We start from the raw sequence: 17,536 nt of genomic DNA, 5'->3' as shown, positions 1-17,536 counted from the left end.
GACCCGCCAGAGGGTCAGAAGCTGTCGTCGTCGACGGGCGCGATCCCCTCGTCGTCCTCCGCGGGCGGCTCGATCCCGACCTCCTCCGGGTCCACATCGAACTCCCGACGCAGGTCCTGCATGCGGTCGCGGATGTCCGCAGCTAGTTCGAACTCCAGGTTGCTCGCGGCCTCCTCCATGCGCTCCTCCAGCGCCTGAATGCGCGCTTGTGCCTCCTCCTCGTCGGCGACATCGTCGCCCGAGACGCCCGAGGTGTCGGTCTTCGATCCGGGGAGGTTCGTCTCGCCGATCTCCTTTTCGATGGTCCGAGGCTCGTAGCCGTGCTCCTCGTTGAACGCCCGCTGGATCTCGCGGCGGCGGTTCGTCTCCTCGATGGCCGCCTCCATCGCGCTCGTCGTCTCGTCGGCGTAGAGGATCACCTCGCCCTCGACGTTGCGGGCGGCGCGGCCCATCGTCTGCACGAGTGTCGTCTCCGACCGGAGGAACCCCTCCTGGTCGGCGTCGAGGATGGCGACCAAGGAGACCTCGGGGATGTCGAGCCCCTCCCGAAGGAGGTTGATCCCGACGAGCACGTCGATCTCGCCGAGCCGGAGCGAGCGGATGATCTCGTGGCGTTCGAGGGTGTCGGTCTCGTCGTGCATGTACGCCACCTCGACGCCGGCTTCCTCGAGATACTCCGTAAGGTCCTCGGCCATTCGCTTCGTGAGGGTGGTGACGAGGGTACGCTCGCCGCGCTCGATCCGGTCGTCGATCCGGTCCATCAGGTCGTCCACCTGCCCCTGTGCCGGTTCGACGGTGACCTCGGGGTCGACGAGGTGGGTCGGGCGAACGATCTGCTCGACGATCTGCTCGGAGCGCTCGCGCTCGTAGTCCGCGGGCGTCGCCGAGACGTACAGTCGGCGGTCGGTCTTCTCCTCGAACTCCTCGAAGGTGAGCGGGCGATTGTCGTACGCCGTCGGCAGGCGGAAGCCGTTGCCGACCAGCGAGTCCTTGCGCGATTTGTCGCCCTCGTACTGGCCTTTGATCTGCGGGAGCGTCTGGTGGGACTCGTCGATCACCGTGAGGAAGTCGTCGGGGAAGTAGTCCAGCAGGGTGTAGGGCGCGTCGCCGGACTCCCGATCCGAGAGGTGGACGGAGTAGTTCTCGATGCCCGAGCAGTAGCCCGTCTCCTGGAGCATCTCGATGTCGAAGGTGGTGCGCTCCTCGATGCGCTGGGCGGCGACGAGGTCGCCCTGGCGCTCGAAGTGCGAGACGCGCCGCTCCATCAGTTCCGAGATCTCGGAGACGGCCCCGTCGATCTGTTCCTCGGGGAGCGAGTAGTGCTCGGCGGGGTGGATGAGAGCCGCGGGCTCCTCGCTGACGACCTCGCCGTTCACCACGTCGACCTTTCGCATGCGGTCGATCTCGTCGCCCCACAGCTCCACGCGGACGGCGTGGCGGCCGTACATCGGGAACACCTCGACCGTGTCGCCGCGCACGCGGAAGGTCCCCTGCTGGAAGTCCACGTCGTTGCGCTCGTAGTTCAGGTCGACGAGCTGCTTGAGCAGTTCGTCGCGACCGATCTCCTGTCCGACCTCCAGCTCCAGCGCCATCCCGCGGTAGTTCGTGGGATCGCCGAGCCCGTAGATGGCCGAGACGGAGGCGACGACGATCACGTCGTCCCGCGTCAACAGCGACCGCGTCGCGGAGTGCCTGAGGCGGTCGATCTCGTCGTTGATGGACATCTCCTTGTCGATGTAGGTGTCCGTCTGCTCGACGTACGCCTCGGGCTGGTAGTAGTTGTAGTAGGAGACGAAGTACTCGACGGCGTTGTCGGGGAAGAGGTTCCGGAACTCCTCGTACAGTTGGGCCGCGAGGGTCTTGTTGTGGGCGATGACGAGCGTCGGGGTGTTCAGCTCCTCGACGACCCACGAGACGGTGTTCGTCTTCCCGGAGCCGGTGACCCCCAGGAGGGTCTGCTCGGACATCCCGGACTCGAACCCGTCGACGAGCTGGCGGATCGCGTCGGGCTGATCGCCCGCGGGGTCGAACGGGGCGTCGACGCGGAACGGCTTCTCGGCCTCCGGTCTGTCCGGGGAGAGGGGGCCCTCGGATTCGCTCATTGGCGGTTTGTGGGGGTCGAGGCACTTGACGAGCGCGGTCGAGTGAGTGAACGAAGTGAGCGAGCGAGACCGCGGCCGGCGGCGGAGCGGTCTCCGTGCCGCTCCGCCCACGAAGCGTGCGCACGAACGAGACCGCGCTCGGAGGAAGCGCCGCTCACAGAGAGCGCGAGCGAGGTCACGGGCGACGACTGCACCCAACGAAACGCCTACAACTCGGACCCGAGACGTGTGAGCCATGACCGTAGACCTACTGGCGGATGCGGGCGAGCACCTCCGGCGTGCCGCCGAGGCAGCCGAGGGCGACACAGCAGATCGATTTGACCGGGTGGCAGACGTGCTGACAAAGGCCGCGGCCGACGATAGCGGCGTCGATCACGGCTGGCTGGCGAAGCACACGCACACCATCCGCGACGCCGCCGGCGACGCCGACGAGGAGGCGCAGGGACACGCCGAGGCGGCCGTCGACTGCATCAACGAGTACCGCGAGGGCGTCCCCGGGGTCTGATCCGGGACGGGAACCGAACGCGGATCGGGACCGCGATTTATCACCCACGCCGATAACGCCCGGGCATGAAGGTTGGACTCATCGCCGTCGGACAGGCGGGCGGCAAGATCGCCGACGCGCTGCTGCGGTACGAGCGAAACGCCGGCGTCGACATCGTCGCCGACGCGGTCGCGGTCAACACCGCCCGCGCGGACCTCCTCGGGTTGCGCGAGATCGACCCCGAGCGGCGCGTGCTCATCGGCGGCGACCGGGTGAAGGGCCACGGCGCCGGCGCGGACAACGAACTCGGCGCCGAACTCGCCCGCGATGACATCGACGAGGTCCGCGACGCCGCCGACGCGATCCCGACGAGCGACGTGGACGCCTTCCTCGTGGTCGCCGCGCTCGGCGGGGGTACCGGCTCCGGCGGCGCGCCGGTGATCTGCCGGGAGCTTCGGCGGATCTACGAGGAACCGGTGTACGCCTTCGGCGTGCTCCCCGCCCGCGACGAGGGCGGGATCTACACGCTCAACGCGGCCCGGTCGCTCAAGACCGTCGTCCAGCACGCCGACGCGACGCTGTTGTTCGACAACGACGCCCACCGCGAGTCCGGCGAGAGCCTCGCGGGCGGCTACGGTCGCGTGAACGACGAGGTAGCGCGACGGCTGGGCGTTCTCCTCTCGGCGGGGGAAGCACGGGGTCCGACCCCCGAGAAGGTAGTCGACGCCAGCGAGATCATCAACACGCTCGGACGCGGTGGCGGCGTGGCCTCGCTCGGGTACGCGTCGGCGCCGTTGGAGCGCAAGCGCGGGCTGTTCGGCGGTCGTAAGACGATCGAGGAGGACTCGCTCGCGTCGACGACGCGCGTGACCGCGACGGTCCGTCGGGCGGCGCTTGGCGGGCTGACGCTCCCGTGCGAGCTGTCGAACGTCGAACGGGCGCTCGTCGTCGTCAGCGGGCCGCCGGAGACGATCTCGCGTGAGGGAGTCGAGGACGCACGCCGGTGGCTGGAGGAGGCGACCGGCACGCCGGAGGTGCGCGGCGGCGACTACCCGATCCGGGACACCGATCACCTCGCGGCCACGGTCCTTCTGGGCGGAGTGACGGAGGCGCCGCGGCTGGCGGAGCTACGCGCAGCGGCCATCGAGGCCCAGCGCAACGTCGTCGATATCGCGGAACGGTCCGGGTTGTCCGCAGGGATCTGGGACGCGGAAGGGCTCGATCCGCTGTTTTGAGCCACGATCGGGCCGGCGGACGGATCGGCGGGCGATCGGTCGACGGGTGGTCTCAGCAGACGTTCTTCGGCTTGACGCCCATTCCCTCGAGCGTCGTCACGTAGTCGTCGTAGGCGGCCTCCACGACGGCGTCTGCGGCGTCGCGGGCGTCGCTCCAGTCCTCGTCGCCGTCGCACACCTCGGCGAGCACGTCGAGCGCGTCGTCGAGACTGTCCGCCAGATCGTCGCGGATCCCGCGGAAATCGTTCGAGGACGCCGGGTCCGCGTCGCCGACGAAGAAGCCGACCGTCTGTTCGGCGCGGGTGTGGGCGACGACCAGTCGGCCGTACAGCCCGCCGACGCGCTCGACGGTGCCGGTCAGGTCCCCGAGCACGTCGTACTCCGGGTACTCGTGGGGCTCGTCCGCCTCGGCGTCGAAGTCGGGGTCGGCCACGTCGCGGTGTCCGCGCGCGTCCTCTGCGGCGTCACCGAACAGCGCCGCGGCGTCGCCGTTCGCCTCGTCGGCGCTCCACGACTCGAAGGTCCGCCCGGCGAGCGCGAACTCGGCGGCGACGGCGGTTCGCACGGCGTCGGCGTCCATCTCGCCGCCGGCGAGCGCGTACAGCGACTTCGAGGAGCCGAGCCGCGAGAGGGGGGTTTCGTTGTCGTCGCGGAACTCCTCGGAGAAGGCGTCTGGGTTCATGCACGGACGTACGCCCGTGCGGCGCTTGAAACCCTCGCCGGCGACACGCTTACCACTCGCGCCGGAGAGTCGGGACCATGTCGCGTCCCTCCGGCGAGTCTCGGTCCGTCTCGACCGCTCTCGGGGCGGCCGGGCGGCTCCTCCGCGACCGTCCCGCCGCGGTCCTCCCGGCGTATCTCCTCTCGATCGGTCTCACTGCCGCCGCCCGCGTCCCGCTGACGATCGGGATCGGCGTCGCCGTGGCGTCGCTGGCGGCGACCGGTCGACTCGAACCGCTCGTTCGCGCCGCCGTCGAGCTACAGGAGGCCGTCCGCGACGGCGACGGGTCCGGCGCCGGCCTCGCTCCCGGAGCGGGTTCCGACCCCGGTGCCGGCGCCGGTGGACTCCCCGCGGGCGCCGGCGAAGCGTTGACCGACGCCGCGGCCACCGCCGTGACTCCAACGGTCGTCGCCGCGGTCGGGATCGGCGCGGTCGGCGCGGTCCTGGTCGGCCTGCTCGCGGGCGCGCTCGGATCCGCGGTGACGTACGGGACCGTCTGGGGTGGGCTCGACGGACGCGCACCGCTCGTCTCGGGGGTCCGATCCGCCGGGCGCTGGCGAACGTTTCTCGGACTCGCGCTCGTGCGCGCGGTCGTCATACTTGTCGCGGTGGGAGTCCCGCTGTTCGCCGGGGTGAACCTCGCGGTCTCGCCGACGGTGATCGCTGGCGACGCCGCCGAGAGTGTGGCCGCGGTCCTGCTGACCGTCGCGCTCGTCGGCCTCGGCGTCGTGTTCGTCCTCCTCGCGTACTTCCTCCTCGCGTTCGCGGAGTCGGCCGCGATCGTCGACGACGCCGGAACCGTCGGGTCGATCCGCGCGAGCCTCGGGTTCGTCCGCGACCACCCGGCACACACGCTCGGGTTCGCGCTCGTCGCCGTCGGCGGCTACGTCGCGGCCGCGGTCGCCGTCGGCGTCGCCAACGCCGCGGGGGCGGGAAGCCTCGGCGGCATCGTGCTGCCGCTTTTCGTCGCACCGCTGCTCGATACCGGCGCGACAGCGCTGTACGCGGGAAGCGACGGACCGGAACCCGTCGAGCGCCGGGGGGCCGGCGCGCGCGCCCGGCGGGCGCTCCGACTGGGGTGGAGCGAGCTGGCGGGGTTCGTGCGCGGCCATGCGATCGCGGTGCTCGCCGCGCTCGCGACGCTCGCGGGCGGGATCGCCGCGGGGTACGCCACGACCGCACCGTACGGCGTGACCGCGTCGGGCCCGAGCGACGTGGCGGGCGTGTTCGGGGCGGTCCCGATCGGGCCGTTCGTCACGATCGCGGCGAACAACTGGCTCGTGAGCGCGGGACTGGCCTACGGCGGCCTCGCGCTCGGCGTCCCGGCGGTGTCGGGGCTGCTGTTCAACGGCGTCCTCGTGGGCGCGCTCGCGGGCGTGTTCGACCGGACGGCGTTCCTCGCACTGGTGGCGCCCCACGGCGTGCTCGAGCTCCCGGTGATCGCCGTCGCCGGGGGACTCGGGCTCCACCTCGGCGGCGTCGGCTGGCGCGCGGTGCGGGGCCGCGCGGACGCCGAGACCGTCGCCGGCGAACTGGAGCGAGCGGCGTACGTACTCGTCGGGATCGGGGTTCTGCTGGTGATCGCCTCGGCCATCGAGGCGTTCCTCACGCCACAGATCGCGGCGGCGGTGGTGGGCGGGTAGGGCCGTTGCCGCCGAGCAGAGCCATCGGCATCGTATCAGCCATGAGATATCCGCGCACACCTTTTTATCGTCTCCCTTCACGAACTCGCGTATGAGCGACCTGCCGCTCGGTGAGATGCTCCTCGACCGCGCGCAGGACAAGATCGCCGTGATAACCGAGGACGGTACGTTTACGTACGTCAACGCCGCCGCCGAGACGATTCTGGGGTACGATCCGGACGACCTTTTCGGCGAGAACGCCTTCGAATACATCCATCCGGACGACGCGCCGATAGTGCGCCAAGAGTTCACCAGAACGCGCCAGTCGGACGGCTATAACGAGGCGACTGTCACGTACAGGCACCGGACTGACGACGGTGACTGGGTGTGGCTCGAAAGCCGGATGTCGAACCTGACGGACGAGCGGATCGACGGCTACGTCGTCAGTTCCCGCGACATCACAGATCGGATCGAGGCAGAGGAGACGCGGGAAGAGGCCGCCACACGGCTGAACACGATCGCGTCGGTGTCGAGCGACGTGCTCTGGCTGTTCACGGGTGATTGGTCGGAGACACTGTTCGTGAACGATGCCGTCCAAGATATCTACGGGATCCCCCCGGAACAGCTGTACGACGACCCGGTTGCGTTCCTCGATGCAGTCCACCCGGACGACGTGACGCGGGTGATCGATGCGATGGAGCGACTCAGCGACGGGGAGTCCGTCGACATCGAGTACCGGGTCAACGCCGATGAGGACTTCAACAAGTGGGTGTGGGTGCAAGCGATCCCGATCGTCGAGGACGAGGTCGTCACACGGATCGCGGGGTTCAGTCGGGACGTTACCGAGCGCCACCGCCGGGAGCAACACCTGGTCGTGATGGACAACCTCCTCCGGCACAACCTCCGGAACGACCTCAACGTCATCCTGGGTACGGCCGAGCAGATCGCCGGGGAGCATCCCGAAACCACGACGCTGACGGAGCAGATCCGGAAGACGGGCCGTCGGTTGCTCCGGACCGCGACCAAGGAACGACAGATCATCGAGCTGCTCGTCGACCGCCAGTTCCGGGAGCGGATCGATCTCGTTGACGCCGTCGAGACCGCCATCGAACGCGCTCGGAGCCGGTACCCCGGTAGCGTCGTCGACTGCTCGCTGGAGTTCGACAGCGACGACGAGCTGCCGGTCGTCCCCTCGCTGACCAGAACCGCGGTGGCCGAGTTGATCGAGAACGCCATCGTTCACTGCGACGACGAACAGCCGCGGGTCGACATCGCGGTCCAGATCGGGGACGGAGTCGTGGAGATCGATATCTCGGATGACGCCGCTCCACTCCCCGACATCGAGGTGAACGTGTTGACCGGGGGCCACGAATTCGGCAGGGACCCGATCCGACACAGCGGAGGACTCGGTATCTGGCTCGTCTACTGGTGCATCGAGCTCTCGAACGGAGATATCACGGTGGAACGCGCCGACGAAAGCGGGAACAGTGTCCGGATCAGCGTTCCGGCTCGCACGGGCGAGGCGCACGAACGGACCGCCGAGTGGTCGGCAACGTAGCGGGCGGGAGCGGCGGGTACGGGGGACAGGTGTCACGCGACCCGCGTCGTTCGTGACCGGAGCGGCATGGAGACCGCTCCGGCGTCCCTCCGAGACCTCGCTCTCCTCGCGTCTCGCCTTACTCGCCGCCGGGCTCGCTGCCCTTCACGATCGGGGCGCGCACGAGGTTGCCCCACTCGGTCCAGGAGCCGTCGTAGTTGACGGTCTGGTCGGCGCCGACGAGCTCGTGGAGCGCGAACCACGCGACCGACGAGCGCTCGCCGATGCGGCAGTACGCGACGATCTCGTCGTCGCCGTCCGCGAGCACGTCCTCGTACAGCTCCTCCAGCTCCTCTTTCGTCTTGAACGTCCCGTCGTCGTTGGTGACCGAGGCCCACGAGATGTTGCGGGCGCCGGGGATGTGGCCGCCGCGCTGGGCGGTCTCCTGGAGTCCAGGCGGGGCGAGGATCTCGCCGCTGTACTCCTCGGGCGAGCGAACGTCGACGAGGGGAACGCCCGCGCCGATGGCGTCGTCCACGTCGTCACGGTACGCGCGGATGGACTCGTCGGGTTCGTCGGCCTCGTAGCTCGTCTCCGAGAACGACGGTACCTCGTCGGTGGTCGGGTAGTCGTGCTCCAGCCAGTACTCGCGGCCGCCGTCGAGCAGCTTCACGTCGTCGTGGCCGTAGTACTTGTACTGCCAGTAGGTGTAGGCGGCGAACCAGTTCGAGTTGTCGCCGTAGAGGACGACCGTGGAGTCCTCCGAGATACCGTGTTCTGCGTTCAGCGCCTCGAAGTCCTCCTTCGTGAGCACGTCGCGCTGGGTCTGATCTTGGAGATCCGTCTCCCAGTTGAAGCCGATGGCGCCGGGCGCGTGTTCGGCGTCGTACGCCTCGGTGTCGACGTCCACCTCCACCAGTCGGTACGCCGGGTCGTCGGACTGGAACTCGTCGAGGTGTTCTTCCACCCAATCGGCGTCGACGAGTACGTCCTTCGCGTAATTTGACATTGCGATCGCCTGTACGTCTCCCGGCCGTATAATACCCGCAGCCCCGGCAGAGGCGGCCATTCGTCGCCTGAATCGGAACATATTGCCCCATCATTCCACCGCCATACCGGGAGACGTGTCACCGGCGACGACCACGACCACCGACGGAGCGAGGCTGTGTAGAAACAAGCAATACTTTCCGGTTTCTCTGACGCCGCGCGGGCGTCGCCGGGTCGGCGGGCCTTTTGTTCGCGCCTCGCGAACGGCGGGTATGAGCGACACCTTCGTGTCCGCGGCGTGGCTCGGGGACGGACTGGACGACCCCGACGTCCGCGTCGTCGACGTGCGCGACGCGTGGGAGTACGACGGTATCGGGCATGTCCCGGGCGCCGTCTCGATCCCGTTCGACGAGTTCCGTTCAGGTACCGGCGACGAGGGAATGCTCCCCTGCGTCGACCGCTGGGCGCAGCTGTTGTCCGAGGCGGGGATCGACGAGCGCGACGAGATCGTCGCCTACGACGACGAACACGGCGTGTTCGCGGCGCGGTTTCTCGTTACGGCGGAGCTGTACGGCCACGATCCCGAGCGGCTGCACGTGCTCGACGGCGACTACAGCTCGTGGAGCCGCGAACACGAGACCGCACGCGAGGCTGCCGACGTCGACCCGACGGACTACGAGCCCGGCGAACCGGCGAACTCCCCGCTGGTCGACTTCGAGGGCGTTCGCGACCGCCTCGGCGGCGACGCGGTGATCGTCGACACCCGCGATCCCGAGGAGTACGCCGCGGGCCACCTCCCGGGCGCAGTGAACCTCGACTGGCTGGAGTTGGTTGATCCCGACACGCGCGGGCTGCGGCCACGCGCGGAGTCGGAGACGACGCTTCGCGAGCGGGGGATAACCCCGGATCGGGAGGTCCTCCTGTACTGCAACACGGCCCGTCGGATCAGTCACACCTACCTCGTCCTTCGTCACCTCGGGTACGAGGACGTGCTGTTCTACGAGGGGAGTCTGACCGAGTGGGAGGAACGCAGCGGGGAGATCGTCGCCGAGTAGGCGCGCAGATCAGGGGGCCGACTCGTCGTCGGTCTCCGACGGCGTTCCGTCGACCGTCGGGTCCGGATCCGTGCCGATCCCCGGGAGCCGTTGTTGGGTTGCAATCCCGTTCTCCGAAAGCAGCCGCACGGTCTCCGCCAGCAGCGCGACGACGAGCGGCCCGACGACGAACCCGACCGCGCCCAGCGTGAGCAGGCCGCCAACGAAGCCGACGAAGTACACCGAGACGGGGAGGTCGGTGGCGCCGCCGGCGAGCCGGGACCGGATCACCGCGTCGGGGACGAAGCCGACGAGGATCAGCCCGACGACGAGGACGATCATCGCGCGGAAGGCGTTGCCGGCGACGACATCGACGACCGCCAGCGTGACGATGACGACACTCGGCCCCAACACCGGGACGAACTGGAGCACGCCGGCGACGACCGCGAGCGCGAACGGCGAGTCGTATCCCAGCGCCGCGAAGGTGACCAGCGCGAGGGCGAACGTCGCCACGGCGGTCGCCCCCTGAAGCACGTAGATCGCCCGCAGCGTCGACGCCGTGCGGCGATGGAGCGCGAAGAGCACGTCGTGGTACTCGCTCGGACACAGTCGCAACGCGGCCACGCGCGGCGCGTTCGGCTTCAGGAGGAGCCCGTAGACGAGGATAACGAACACGACCGACTTCAGCGCGATGACCGGGGCGGCCCCCGCCAGCGAGATCGCGAGACTCCGGAGGGCCGACTGCGCGGTCTGGAACACCGGCGCGGTCTCCAGCACGTACACGAACGCCCCGAGATCGACGACGATCCGCTCGGGGATCGCCTCGAGGAACACGAGGAGGTCCAGGCGGCGACGATACAACACGTACGCGAGCGGCAAGGCGAGCGCCACGACCCCGAGAAAGCCCGCCGCCGTTGCGGCACCGGCGGCGATCCGTCCGGAGTAGCCGTACTCGCTCACCATCTCCCGGAACGGGTACAACACGTACGCGACGGTGATCGCGAACACGACCGTCGAAAGCACGCTTTGGAGGACGAACGCCGCGAGGACGAGGAGCCCGGCCAGCAGCACCGCGAGTGCCGTCCGCCGACTGGGCTGCATACGCCTACCCCGAACCCCTCGGTACAAAACGATTGCCCGTACGCGCCGGTCCAGTTTCGTCTCCGAGCTCCGACGCGAACCGCGAGAATTAATTATCTCCGAGTGTGACCACCGGGTAATGACAGACACGAACGGACGAAGCAGACGGCGGTTCCTCAGGGCAGTGGGCGCCGCCGGGGTCGCCGGACTGGCCGGGTGTTCGGCCGAACCCGCCGGCGACGAGGCGACGAGCGAGCCGCCGGCCGGGACCGACGACGACCAGATGACGACCGCCGGCACGACGACCGGCGAGCCGACCGAGTCGATGGCGGACACGCTCGTGGTCGCGACGTACCCGCCGTTCGTGAACGCGCCGTCGACGAGCCCGGGCGCGTGGCTGAAAGAGGAGTTCGAGTCGGCGTTCGACGCGACGCTCGTGTACCAGACCCCCGACAGCGAGCTCAACTACTACATCGAACGCGCGGTGCAGGGCGTCGACTTCGAGGCCGACGTGTACGTCGGACTCGACACCGGCCAGCTGATCGACGTGGACGGCCAGCGCGGCGAGGGGCAGTTCACGGGACCGCTGTTCGCGGAGGCGGGGGCCATCGAGGGGCTCGACGCCGTCCGAGACGGCCTTCAGTTCGACCCCCAGGGACGAGCAGTGCCGTTCGACACCGGCTACGTCTCCCTGGTGTGGAACGCGACGATGGACGACGGCGAGTTCGTCGCCCCCGAAACGTTCGAGGAACTGACGCAGTCCGAGTTCGCGGACGATCTCATCGCGCAGAACCCGACTACCTCGACCACCGGCGAGGCGTTCATGCTTCACACCATCGACGCCTTCGGCGCGGACGGCTACCTCGACTACTGGGAGCGCCTCCAGGACAACGGCGTCACCGTGCTCGGCAACTGGTCGGATTCCTACTCGGCGTACCTCAACGAGGAGGCGCCGATGGTCGTCTCCTACTCCACCGACCAGGTGTTCGCCTCCGCGGAGGGCCAGGACCTCGACAAACACCAGATCCGCTTCCTGAACGACCAGGGGTACGCCAACCCCGAGGGGATGGCCCGGTTCGCCGACAGCGACGCCCCCCGCCTCGCCGAGGCGTTCATGGAGTTCATGCTCCGGCCGGAGATCCAGGCCGGGATCGCCCAGCGGAACGTCGCGTTCCCGGCGATCGCGGACGCGCCGCTGCCCGACGACTACGCGCAGTACGCCAAGCAACCGCCCGAGTCGGTCACCTTCACGTACGACGAACTCGAAGCCAACCTCGGGACATGGACCGACCAGTGGGCGCGGCGCTTCGCCGGCGGGTGAGCGGGGTCCGGACGGCCAGTCCGACCGCCGCCGCCGAACGATACGCGTTGCCCCTGCTGGCGGCCGTCACGGCCCTCCTGCTCGCGCTGCTGTTCTACTACCCGATCGCGACGGTGTTCGTCGACGCCGTCGTCGAGGACGGCCGGGTCACCTTCGGACCGCTCGTCGAGGTCGTCACCGACGAGTTCTACCTCGTACGCGTGGTGGGGTTCACCGCGTATCAGGCGCTGCTGTCGACCCTGCTGAGCGTCGTCCTCGGGCTGCCGGGGGCGTGGGTGCTCGCCCGCTTCGAGTTCCGCGGCCGCGACACGCTCCGGTCGGTGACGATGGTGCCGTTCGTCGTCCCGTCGGTGCTCGTCGCCGCGGCGTTCTACGCCACCTTCGGCGCGAACGGAACCCTCAACGCCGCGCTCTCGGCGCTCGGCCTCCCGGAACTCGATCTGCTCCCGTCGCTGGGGGCGATCCTCGTCGCGCACGCGTTCTACAACGCGCCGCTCGTAACCCGCGTCGTCGCCGCGGCGTGGGAGTCCGTGGACGCCGGCGCCGTCGAGACGGCGCGCTCGCTAGGCGCCTCCCGGCGACGGGCGTTCCGCGACGTGGTGGTGCCGCAGTTGCTCCCGGCGGTCCTGACGGGCGCGACGCTGACGTTCGTGTTCACGTTCGCGACGTTCGCCATCCCGCTGGCGCTTGGCGGCTCGCAGTACGCCACCATCGAGGTGTTCATCTACTCGGCCCGGCGGCAGCTGGAGTACGGGCGCGCCGCGTCGCTGGCGGCGCTGGAGACCGGCGTCTCGCTGTCGCTGATGACGCTGTACCTCCGGTACGAGCGCGCGCAGGCGGCCGAGCGCCGCGGGGTCCGGACGCTCGCGCGTCAGTCGCTGTGGCCCGACTCGTGGAACCGCGAGCGCGCCGTGCGTCGGCTCGCGATCGCCGGCTACGCTGTCGTCGTCGCGTTCGTGTTCATCGCGCCGATCGTGAGCATGCTCTACGCGAGCGTCAGCGTCGACGGACGGTTCACACTCGACGCCTATCGGTTCCTCCTGGAGCGGCAGGCGACCGGCGCGACGTTCCAGGTGAAGCCGTTCCCCGCGATCGTCAACTCGCTGCTGTTCGGGGCTGCGGCCCTCGCGGTCGCACTCCCGCTCGGCGTCGCGATGGGCGTGCTCACGACCCGTCGGTTCCGCGGGCGCTGGCTCGTCGACGCGCTGTCGATGGCGCCGCTGGCGGTGTCGGGGATCGTCGTCGGCCTCGGGCTGCTCCGCGGGCTCGTGTTCGGTGTCGAGGCGTTCGGCTACCGGTTCACCGTCACCGGCGCCGTCGCCATCGTCGCCGCCCACGCGGTCGGCGCCTACCCGTTCGTCGTGCGGACGGTCGCCCCGCCGCTGGACCGCCTCGACCGGGCGCTCGTGGAGTCCGCGCGGGCGCTCGGCGCCTCGCGGGCGCGGACCGTCCTCGACATCGAGCTGCCGCTCGTGTGGCCGGGCGTCGTCGCCGGCGCCGCGTTCGCGTTCGCCATCTCCATCGGGGAGTTCGACGCGACCGTCATCCTCGCGGAGGGCGGCGGAACCTACACCATGCCCGTCGCCGTCGAGCGGTTCATCGGTCGGCGGCTCGGCCCCGCGACCGCCATGGGGACCGTGTTGCTGGCGGTGACGGCCGCCTCGTTCGTCGTCATCGAGCGCGTCGGGGGTGAGTTCCGTGGGTGAGGGATCCGGGCCGGCAGAGCGGTCCGATCCGGCGGTTCAGGTGGAGAACCTCCGGGTCGAGTACGGGTCGACGATCGCGCTCGACGGCGTCGACGTGACCGTCGAGGAGGGCGAGTTCTTCACCCTCGTCGGCCCCTCCGGGTGCGGAAAGACGACCACGCTCCGGTGTCTCGCGGGGTTCGAGGAGCCGACCGCGGGGTCGATACACATCGCCGGCGAGTCGATGGCCGGCGTTCCACCCGAATCGAGGGGGATCGGCGTCGTGTTCCAGAGCTACGCGCTGTTCCCGCACATGAGCGTCGGCGAGAACGTCGCGTACGGCCTCCGCTTCTCGGGGCCGCCGGAGGGAACCACGAGAGACGAGCGCGTCGCGGAGCTGCTCGAACTCGTGAACCTCCCGGGATTCGCCGACCGCGACCCCGACACGCTCTCGGGCGGCCAACAGCAGCGGGTGGCGCTCGCGCGAGCGCTCGCGCCCGAGCCGCGACTCCTCCTGCTCGACGAGCCGATGTCGGCGCTTGACGCGCGCCTGCGCGAGCGCCTCCGGGTGCAGGTGCGGGAGATCCAGCGGGAACTGGGCATCACGACGGTGTACGTCACCCACGATCAGGAGGAGGCGCTTTCGGTCTCCGACCGCGTCGCCGTCGTCAACGACGGCCGGATCGAGCAGGTCGGGCCGCCACGCGAGTTGTACGACGCGCCGGCGACGCAGTTCGTCGCGGAGTTCCTCGGCGACAACAACGTGTTCGCTGGCGTTGTCGACCGCGCCGAGTCCGGGAGGCGGGGGAGCGAGGTCTCGGAACACGTGAACGAACCCACGGGCGGGGCGGCCGCCGGCGACGACCACGACCTCGTGCTCCGCATCGACGGCGGCGGGTCCCTGCCGTTGCCGGCGGTGGACGAATCGACCGCGAGCGTCCCCGACGGCGGTCGAGGGGTCGACGGCGACCGGCAATTCGATGTCGGCGACCGCCTCGTCGTCTGCGTGCGTCCCGAGCGACTCTCCGTCCGTCGCGGGGGCGACGGCGACCCGGTCGGCAGCGACGACCCGACGGCGGATCCAGACCGAACCCACGACGCCGACGCGTGGCTGCCGGCGACCGTCGAGAGCACGGAGTTCCTCGGCGACGCGACGCGGCTCCACTGCGACTGGAACGGCGTCGGCGTGACCGTCCGGACCGACGGGAGCCGGTCGTTCGAGGCGGACGAACCCGTGGCCCTCGGCGTCGCCTCCGCGGACGTTCGAGTTGTCGACCGCGAATAGGTCCGCGGGGGCGAAGTTCGGCTGGCGCCCGACCGGTCCGAAACCAGCGTCGCTGGAACGCGCACGGCGATTATTCTTCCAGCGGCGCGATCCGGGACCATGAGCGACGAGCGCGACGAACGTGACGACACGACCGACACCGACGACGCTCCGCTTCCCGGAACGCCCACGTCACTCTGGCTGGCGACCAGCGAGTCGACCGACTACGGCCCGCTCGCCGAACGCGTCGCCGCCGACGTGGCGGTCGTCGGGGGCGGCATCGTCGGCCTCACGACGGCGACGCTGCTGGCGGAGGCCGGCCGCGACGTGGCGCTCCTCGAGCGCGACCGGATCGTCGCCGGCGTCACCGGGAAGTCGACCGCGAAGGTCACCGCCCAGCACGGACTCGTCTACGCCGACCTCCTCGGCCGGTTCGGCCGGCCGACCGCCGCCCGGTACGCCGCCGCCAACGCCGCCGCCGTCGAGCGGGTCGCCGAACGCGCGGAGCGCCTCGGCGTCGACGCCGGCCTCCGTCGCCTGCCCGCCTACACCTACACCCGCGACCCCGAACGGAAGGCGGAGTTCCGGGCGGAGGTGCGGGTCGCCGAGTCGCTCGGCCTGCCCGCGTCGTACGTCGAGGGCGTCCCCGGTGTCGACGGCGCCGTCGCCGGCGTCCGCTTCGACGACCAGGCGATGTTCCACCCGCGCCGGTACCTGCTCGCGCTGGCGGCGCGGTTCCTCGAGGCCGGCGGGCACCTCTACGAGGACACCCGCGCGGTCGACCTGGAGGACGGCCGTCGCCCGCGGGTGACGACCGACCACGGGCGCGTCGTCGCCGACCACGTCGTCGTCGCGACCCACTTCCCCGTCTTCGACCGCGCGGGCTACTTCTCGCGGCTGTACCCCAAGCGGTCGTACGTCGTCGCGGTGCGCGCGAGCGACCCGCCGACCGAGGGGATGCTCTACCGCGACGGGACGCCGTACTTCTCGGCGCGCTCGGCGGAGGTGGACGGCGAGACGCTGACGCTCGTCGGCGGGCAGAACCACAAGACCGGACAGGGCGGCGACACGAAGCGGCGCTACCGGGATCTGGAGGCGACGGCCCGGCGCCACTTCGACGTGGAGGAGGTCGTCTACCGCTGGTCGACGCAGGACTACGTCTCCGTCGACGGGCTCCCGGTCGTCGGCGACCTCGGGCCGACGACGCGCAACGTCTCGACGGCCGCCGGCTTCGCCGGGTGGGGGATGAGCAACGGCGTCGCCGCGGGGATGATGCTCTCCGACCGGGTGCTCGGGGAGGAGAACCCCTGGATCGACGCGTTCGACCCGGGGCGGTTCGCCCGGGCGGCCGGCGCGAGGGACTTCCTCTCGGAGAACCTCGACGTCGCGGGGCACTTCCTCGGCGACTGGCTCTCGAAGCCCCGGAAGCGGGAGCTTCGGGACCTCGCGCCCGGCCAGGGGACCGTCGTCCGTGAGGGGACGCTCCCGGTCGCGGTCCACCGCGACGAGGCGGGTCGCCTCCACGCACACTCGGCGGTGTGTCCCCATCTGAAGTGCGTCGTCGACTGGAACCCCGCCGAGGCGTCGTGGGACTGCCCATGTCACGGGTCGCGGTTCGACGCCGACGGGGCGGTCATCGACGGGCCGGCGGTGTCGGACCTGCCGAAGCACTCGTCCGACGGGGAGTAGGTAGCCGGAGATCCCTCGCGCCGATAGTACTAGTGGCCGACGCTCTCGAATCGTCGATTCCGCCGTTCAGGGCGCGACGCCCACGGTGAGCAGCGTCCCGAACTCGCGGTAGCGCTCGACCATGGCCTCGCGGGTGTCCCAGTTCTCCGTCGGGAACTCCTCGGCGGCCGGGATGTCGATGTCCCTGTCGGCGACGTTGTCCTGCTCGGCGACGTGGAGGCCGGCTTCGCGGAAGGCGGCGCGATACTCGCCGGCGTCCCAGCGGGTCATGTCGACGGAGATGTGCTCCTGCCAGTCGTGGCTGTGGACGTTCTCGTCGTAGTAGTTGACCGCGCAGTAGAACGTGCCGCCCGGCTGCAGGACGCGGGCGATCTCCCGGAGCGTCTCGTGCGGGTCGGCGCTGTAATAGAACGCCTCCATGGTGAACACGTGATCCAGCGAGTCGTCCGCGAACGGGAGCTGTCCGAAGTCGCCGACGACGAAGCCGAGATCGGCGGCCGACGACGCGTCGAGGGCGTACTCGCGGGCGTTGTTCGCCATCTCGGGAGCGCCGTCGAGGCCGTACCCGCGGGCCATCCCGGTCGACTCGGCGAGCGCGCGCAGCGCGTACCCGCTCCCGGTGCCCAGATCGAGCACGCGGTCGCCGTCCTCGACGGGCATCCGCGCCAGCACGTGCTTCGCGGTGTGCCAGTGACGCTCCTCCATCCCCTTGTCGCGGCCGTCCGCGGCCCAGGCGTCGAACTCCTCGCGAACACTCATGGACTCGAGTTCGCAC

Annotated in this window: 14 protein-coding genes; 9 read left to right on the top strand and 5 right to left on the bottom strand. The window is 70.0% G+C overall.

The genetic code is table 11. The features are described 5' to 3' along the window. Positions 1-14: 14 nt before the first annotated feature. The gene (gene uvrB, locus ABJD39_RS08075) at positions 15-2,102 is read right to left on the bottom strand and encodes an excinuclease ABC subunit UvrB (protein WP_348606864.1); all 2,088 of its coding nucleotides are present in this window, start codon (positions 2,100-2,102) and stop codon (positions 15-17) included. A 235-nt stretch (positions 2,103-2,337) separates the two neighbouring features. Here uvrB and ABJD39_RS08070 point away from each other — a divergent pair, with 235 nt between their 5' ends. Together ABJD39_RS08070 and ABJD39_RS08065 are read left to right on the top strand one after the other, a co-directional pair. Next, entirely contained in the window at positions 2,338-2,607 is a 270-nt protein-coding gene (locus tag ABJD39_RS08070; RefSeq protein WP_348606861.1) for a DUF7553 family protein, read from the top strand. A 65-nt stretch (positions 2,608-2,672) separates the two neighbouring features. Continuing rightward, positions 2,673-3,821 carry a tubulin/FtsZ family protein gene (locus ABJD39_RS08065; protein ID WP_348606859.1) on the top strand — a complete coding sequence of 383 codons (1,149 nt, stop codon included), beginning with the start codon at positions 2,673-2,675 and terminating at the stop codon, positions 3,819-3,821. 52 nt (positions 3,822-3,873) lie between these two features. Here the strand turns inward: ABJD39_RS08065 and ABJD39_RS08060 are convergent, their stop codons facing one another. After that, positions 3,874-4,503, bottom strand: a complete 630-nt coding sequence (locus ABJD39_RS08060) for a transcription antitermination protein (RefSeq protein WP_348606856.1) — start codon at positions 4,501-4,503, stop codon at positions 3,874-3,876. A gap of 77 nt (positions 4,504-4,580) precedes the next feature. Here ABJD39_RS08060 and ABJD39_RS08055 point away from each other — a divergent pair, with 77 nt between their 5' ends. Both ABJD39_RS08055 and ABJD39_RS08050 read left to right on the top strand, forming a co-directional pair. Beyond that, positions 4,581-6,185 (top strand): stage II sporulation protein M, encoded by a 1,605-nt coding sequence (locus ABJD39_RS08055; protein WP_348606853.1) that lies wholly within the window; start codon positions 4,581-4,583, stop codon positions 6,183-6,185. Between the two features lie 91 nt (positions 6,186-6,276). Next, positions 6,277-7,722 (top strand): PAS domain-containing sensor histidine kinase, encoded by a 1,446-nt coding sequence (locus tag ABJD39_RS08050; RefSeq protein WP_348606850.1) that lies wholly within the window; start codon positions 6,277-6,279, stop codon positions 7,720-7,722. Positions 7,723-7,840: 118 nt separating this feature from the next. Here the strand turns inward: ABJD39_RS08050 and ABJD39_RS08045 are convergent, their stop codons facing one another. Continuing rightward, a complete protein-coding gene (locus tag ABJD39_RS08045) occupies positions 7,841-8,710 on the bottom strand; it encodes a sulfurtransferase (protein ID WP_348606848.1) in 870 nt (289 codons plus the stop codon). Positions 8,711-8,960: 250 nt separating this feature from the next. Here ABJD39_RS08045 and ABJD39_RS08040 point away from each other — a divergent pair, with 250 nt between their 5' ends. Then, a complete protein-coding gene (locus tag ABJD39_RS08040) occupies positions 8,961-9,743 on the top strand; it encodes a sulfurtransferase (protein ID WP_348606845.1) in 783 nt (260 codons plus the stop codon). A 9-nt stretch (positions 9,744-9,752) separates the two neighbouring features. On the opposite strand, the gene ABJD39_RS08035 is transcribed toward ABJD39_RS08040, so the two are convergent. After that, entirely contained in the window at positions 9,753-10,823 is a 1,071-nt protein-coding gene (locus ABJD39_RS08035) for an AI-2E family transporter (RefSeq protein WP_348606842.1), read from the bottom strand. A gap of 118 nt (positions 10,824-10,941) precedes the next feature. On the opposite strand from ABJD39_RS08035, the gene ABJD39_RS08030 reads away from it, so the two are divergent. The 4 genes from ABJD39_RS08030 to ABJD39_RS08015 all read left to right on the top strand — a co-directional run bounded on the left by ABJD39_RS08030 (position 10,942) and on the right by ABJD39_RS08015 (position 16,761). Then, the gene (locus tag ABJD39_RS08030) at positions 10,942-12,123 is read left to right on the top strand and encodes a thiamine ABC transporter substrate-binding protein (RefSeq protein WP_348606839.1); all 1,182 of its coding nucleotides are present in this window, start codon (positions 10,942-10,944) and stop codon (positions 12,121-12,123) included. Further along, positions 12,084-13,829, top strand: coding sequence for an ABC transporter permease (locus tag ABJD39_RS08025; RefSeq protein WP_348606836.1), 1,746 nt, complete (start codon positions 12,084-12,086; stop codon positions 13,827-13,829). The genes ABJD39_RS08030 and ABJD39_RS08025 overlap by 40 nt, the downstream gene beginning before the upstream one ends. Continuing rightward, positions 13,813-15,093 (top strand): ABC transporter ATP-binding protein, encoded by a 1,281-nt coding sequence (locus tag ABJD39_RS08020; protein ID WP_431357837.1) that lies wholly within the window; start codon positions 13,813-13,815, stop codon positions 15,091-15,093. The genes ABJD39_RS08025 and ABJD39_RS08020 overlap by 17 nt, the downstream gene beginning before the upstream one ends. Before the next feature lie 99 nt (positions 15,094-15,192). After that, complete coding sequence (locus ABJD39_RS08015) at positions 15,193-16,761, top strand: FAD-dependent oxidoreductase (RefSeq protein ID WP_348606831.1); 1,569 nt, start codon at positions 15,193-15,195, stop codon at positions 16,759-16,761. A 66-nt stretch (positions 16,762-16,827) separates the two neighbouring features. On the opposite strand, the gene ABJD39_RS08010 is transcribed toward ABJD39_RS08015, so the two are convergent. Continuing rightward, positions 16,828-17,520: a class I SAM-dependent methyltransferase gene (locus ABJD39_RS08010; protein ID WP_348606829.1), complete on the bottom strand. Its 693-nt coding sequence runs from the start codon at positions 17,518-17,520 to the stop codon at positions 16,828-16,830. Positions 17,521-17,536: the final 16 nt, after the last annotated feature.

Origin of the sequence: Halobaculum rarum (assembly GCF_040025155.1) — an archaeon.
GTDB classification, from domain to species: domain Archaea; phylum Halobacteriota; class Halobacteria; order Halobacteriales; family Haloferacaceae; genus Halobaculum; species Halobaculum rarum.
This window is presented reverse-complemented; position numbering and strand designations above follow the sequence as displayed.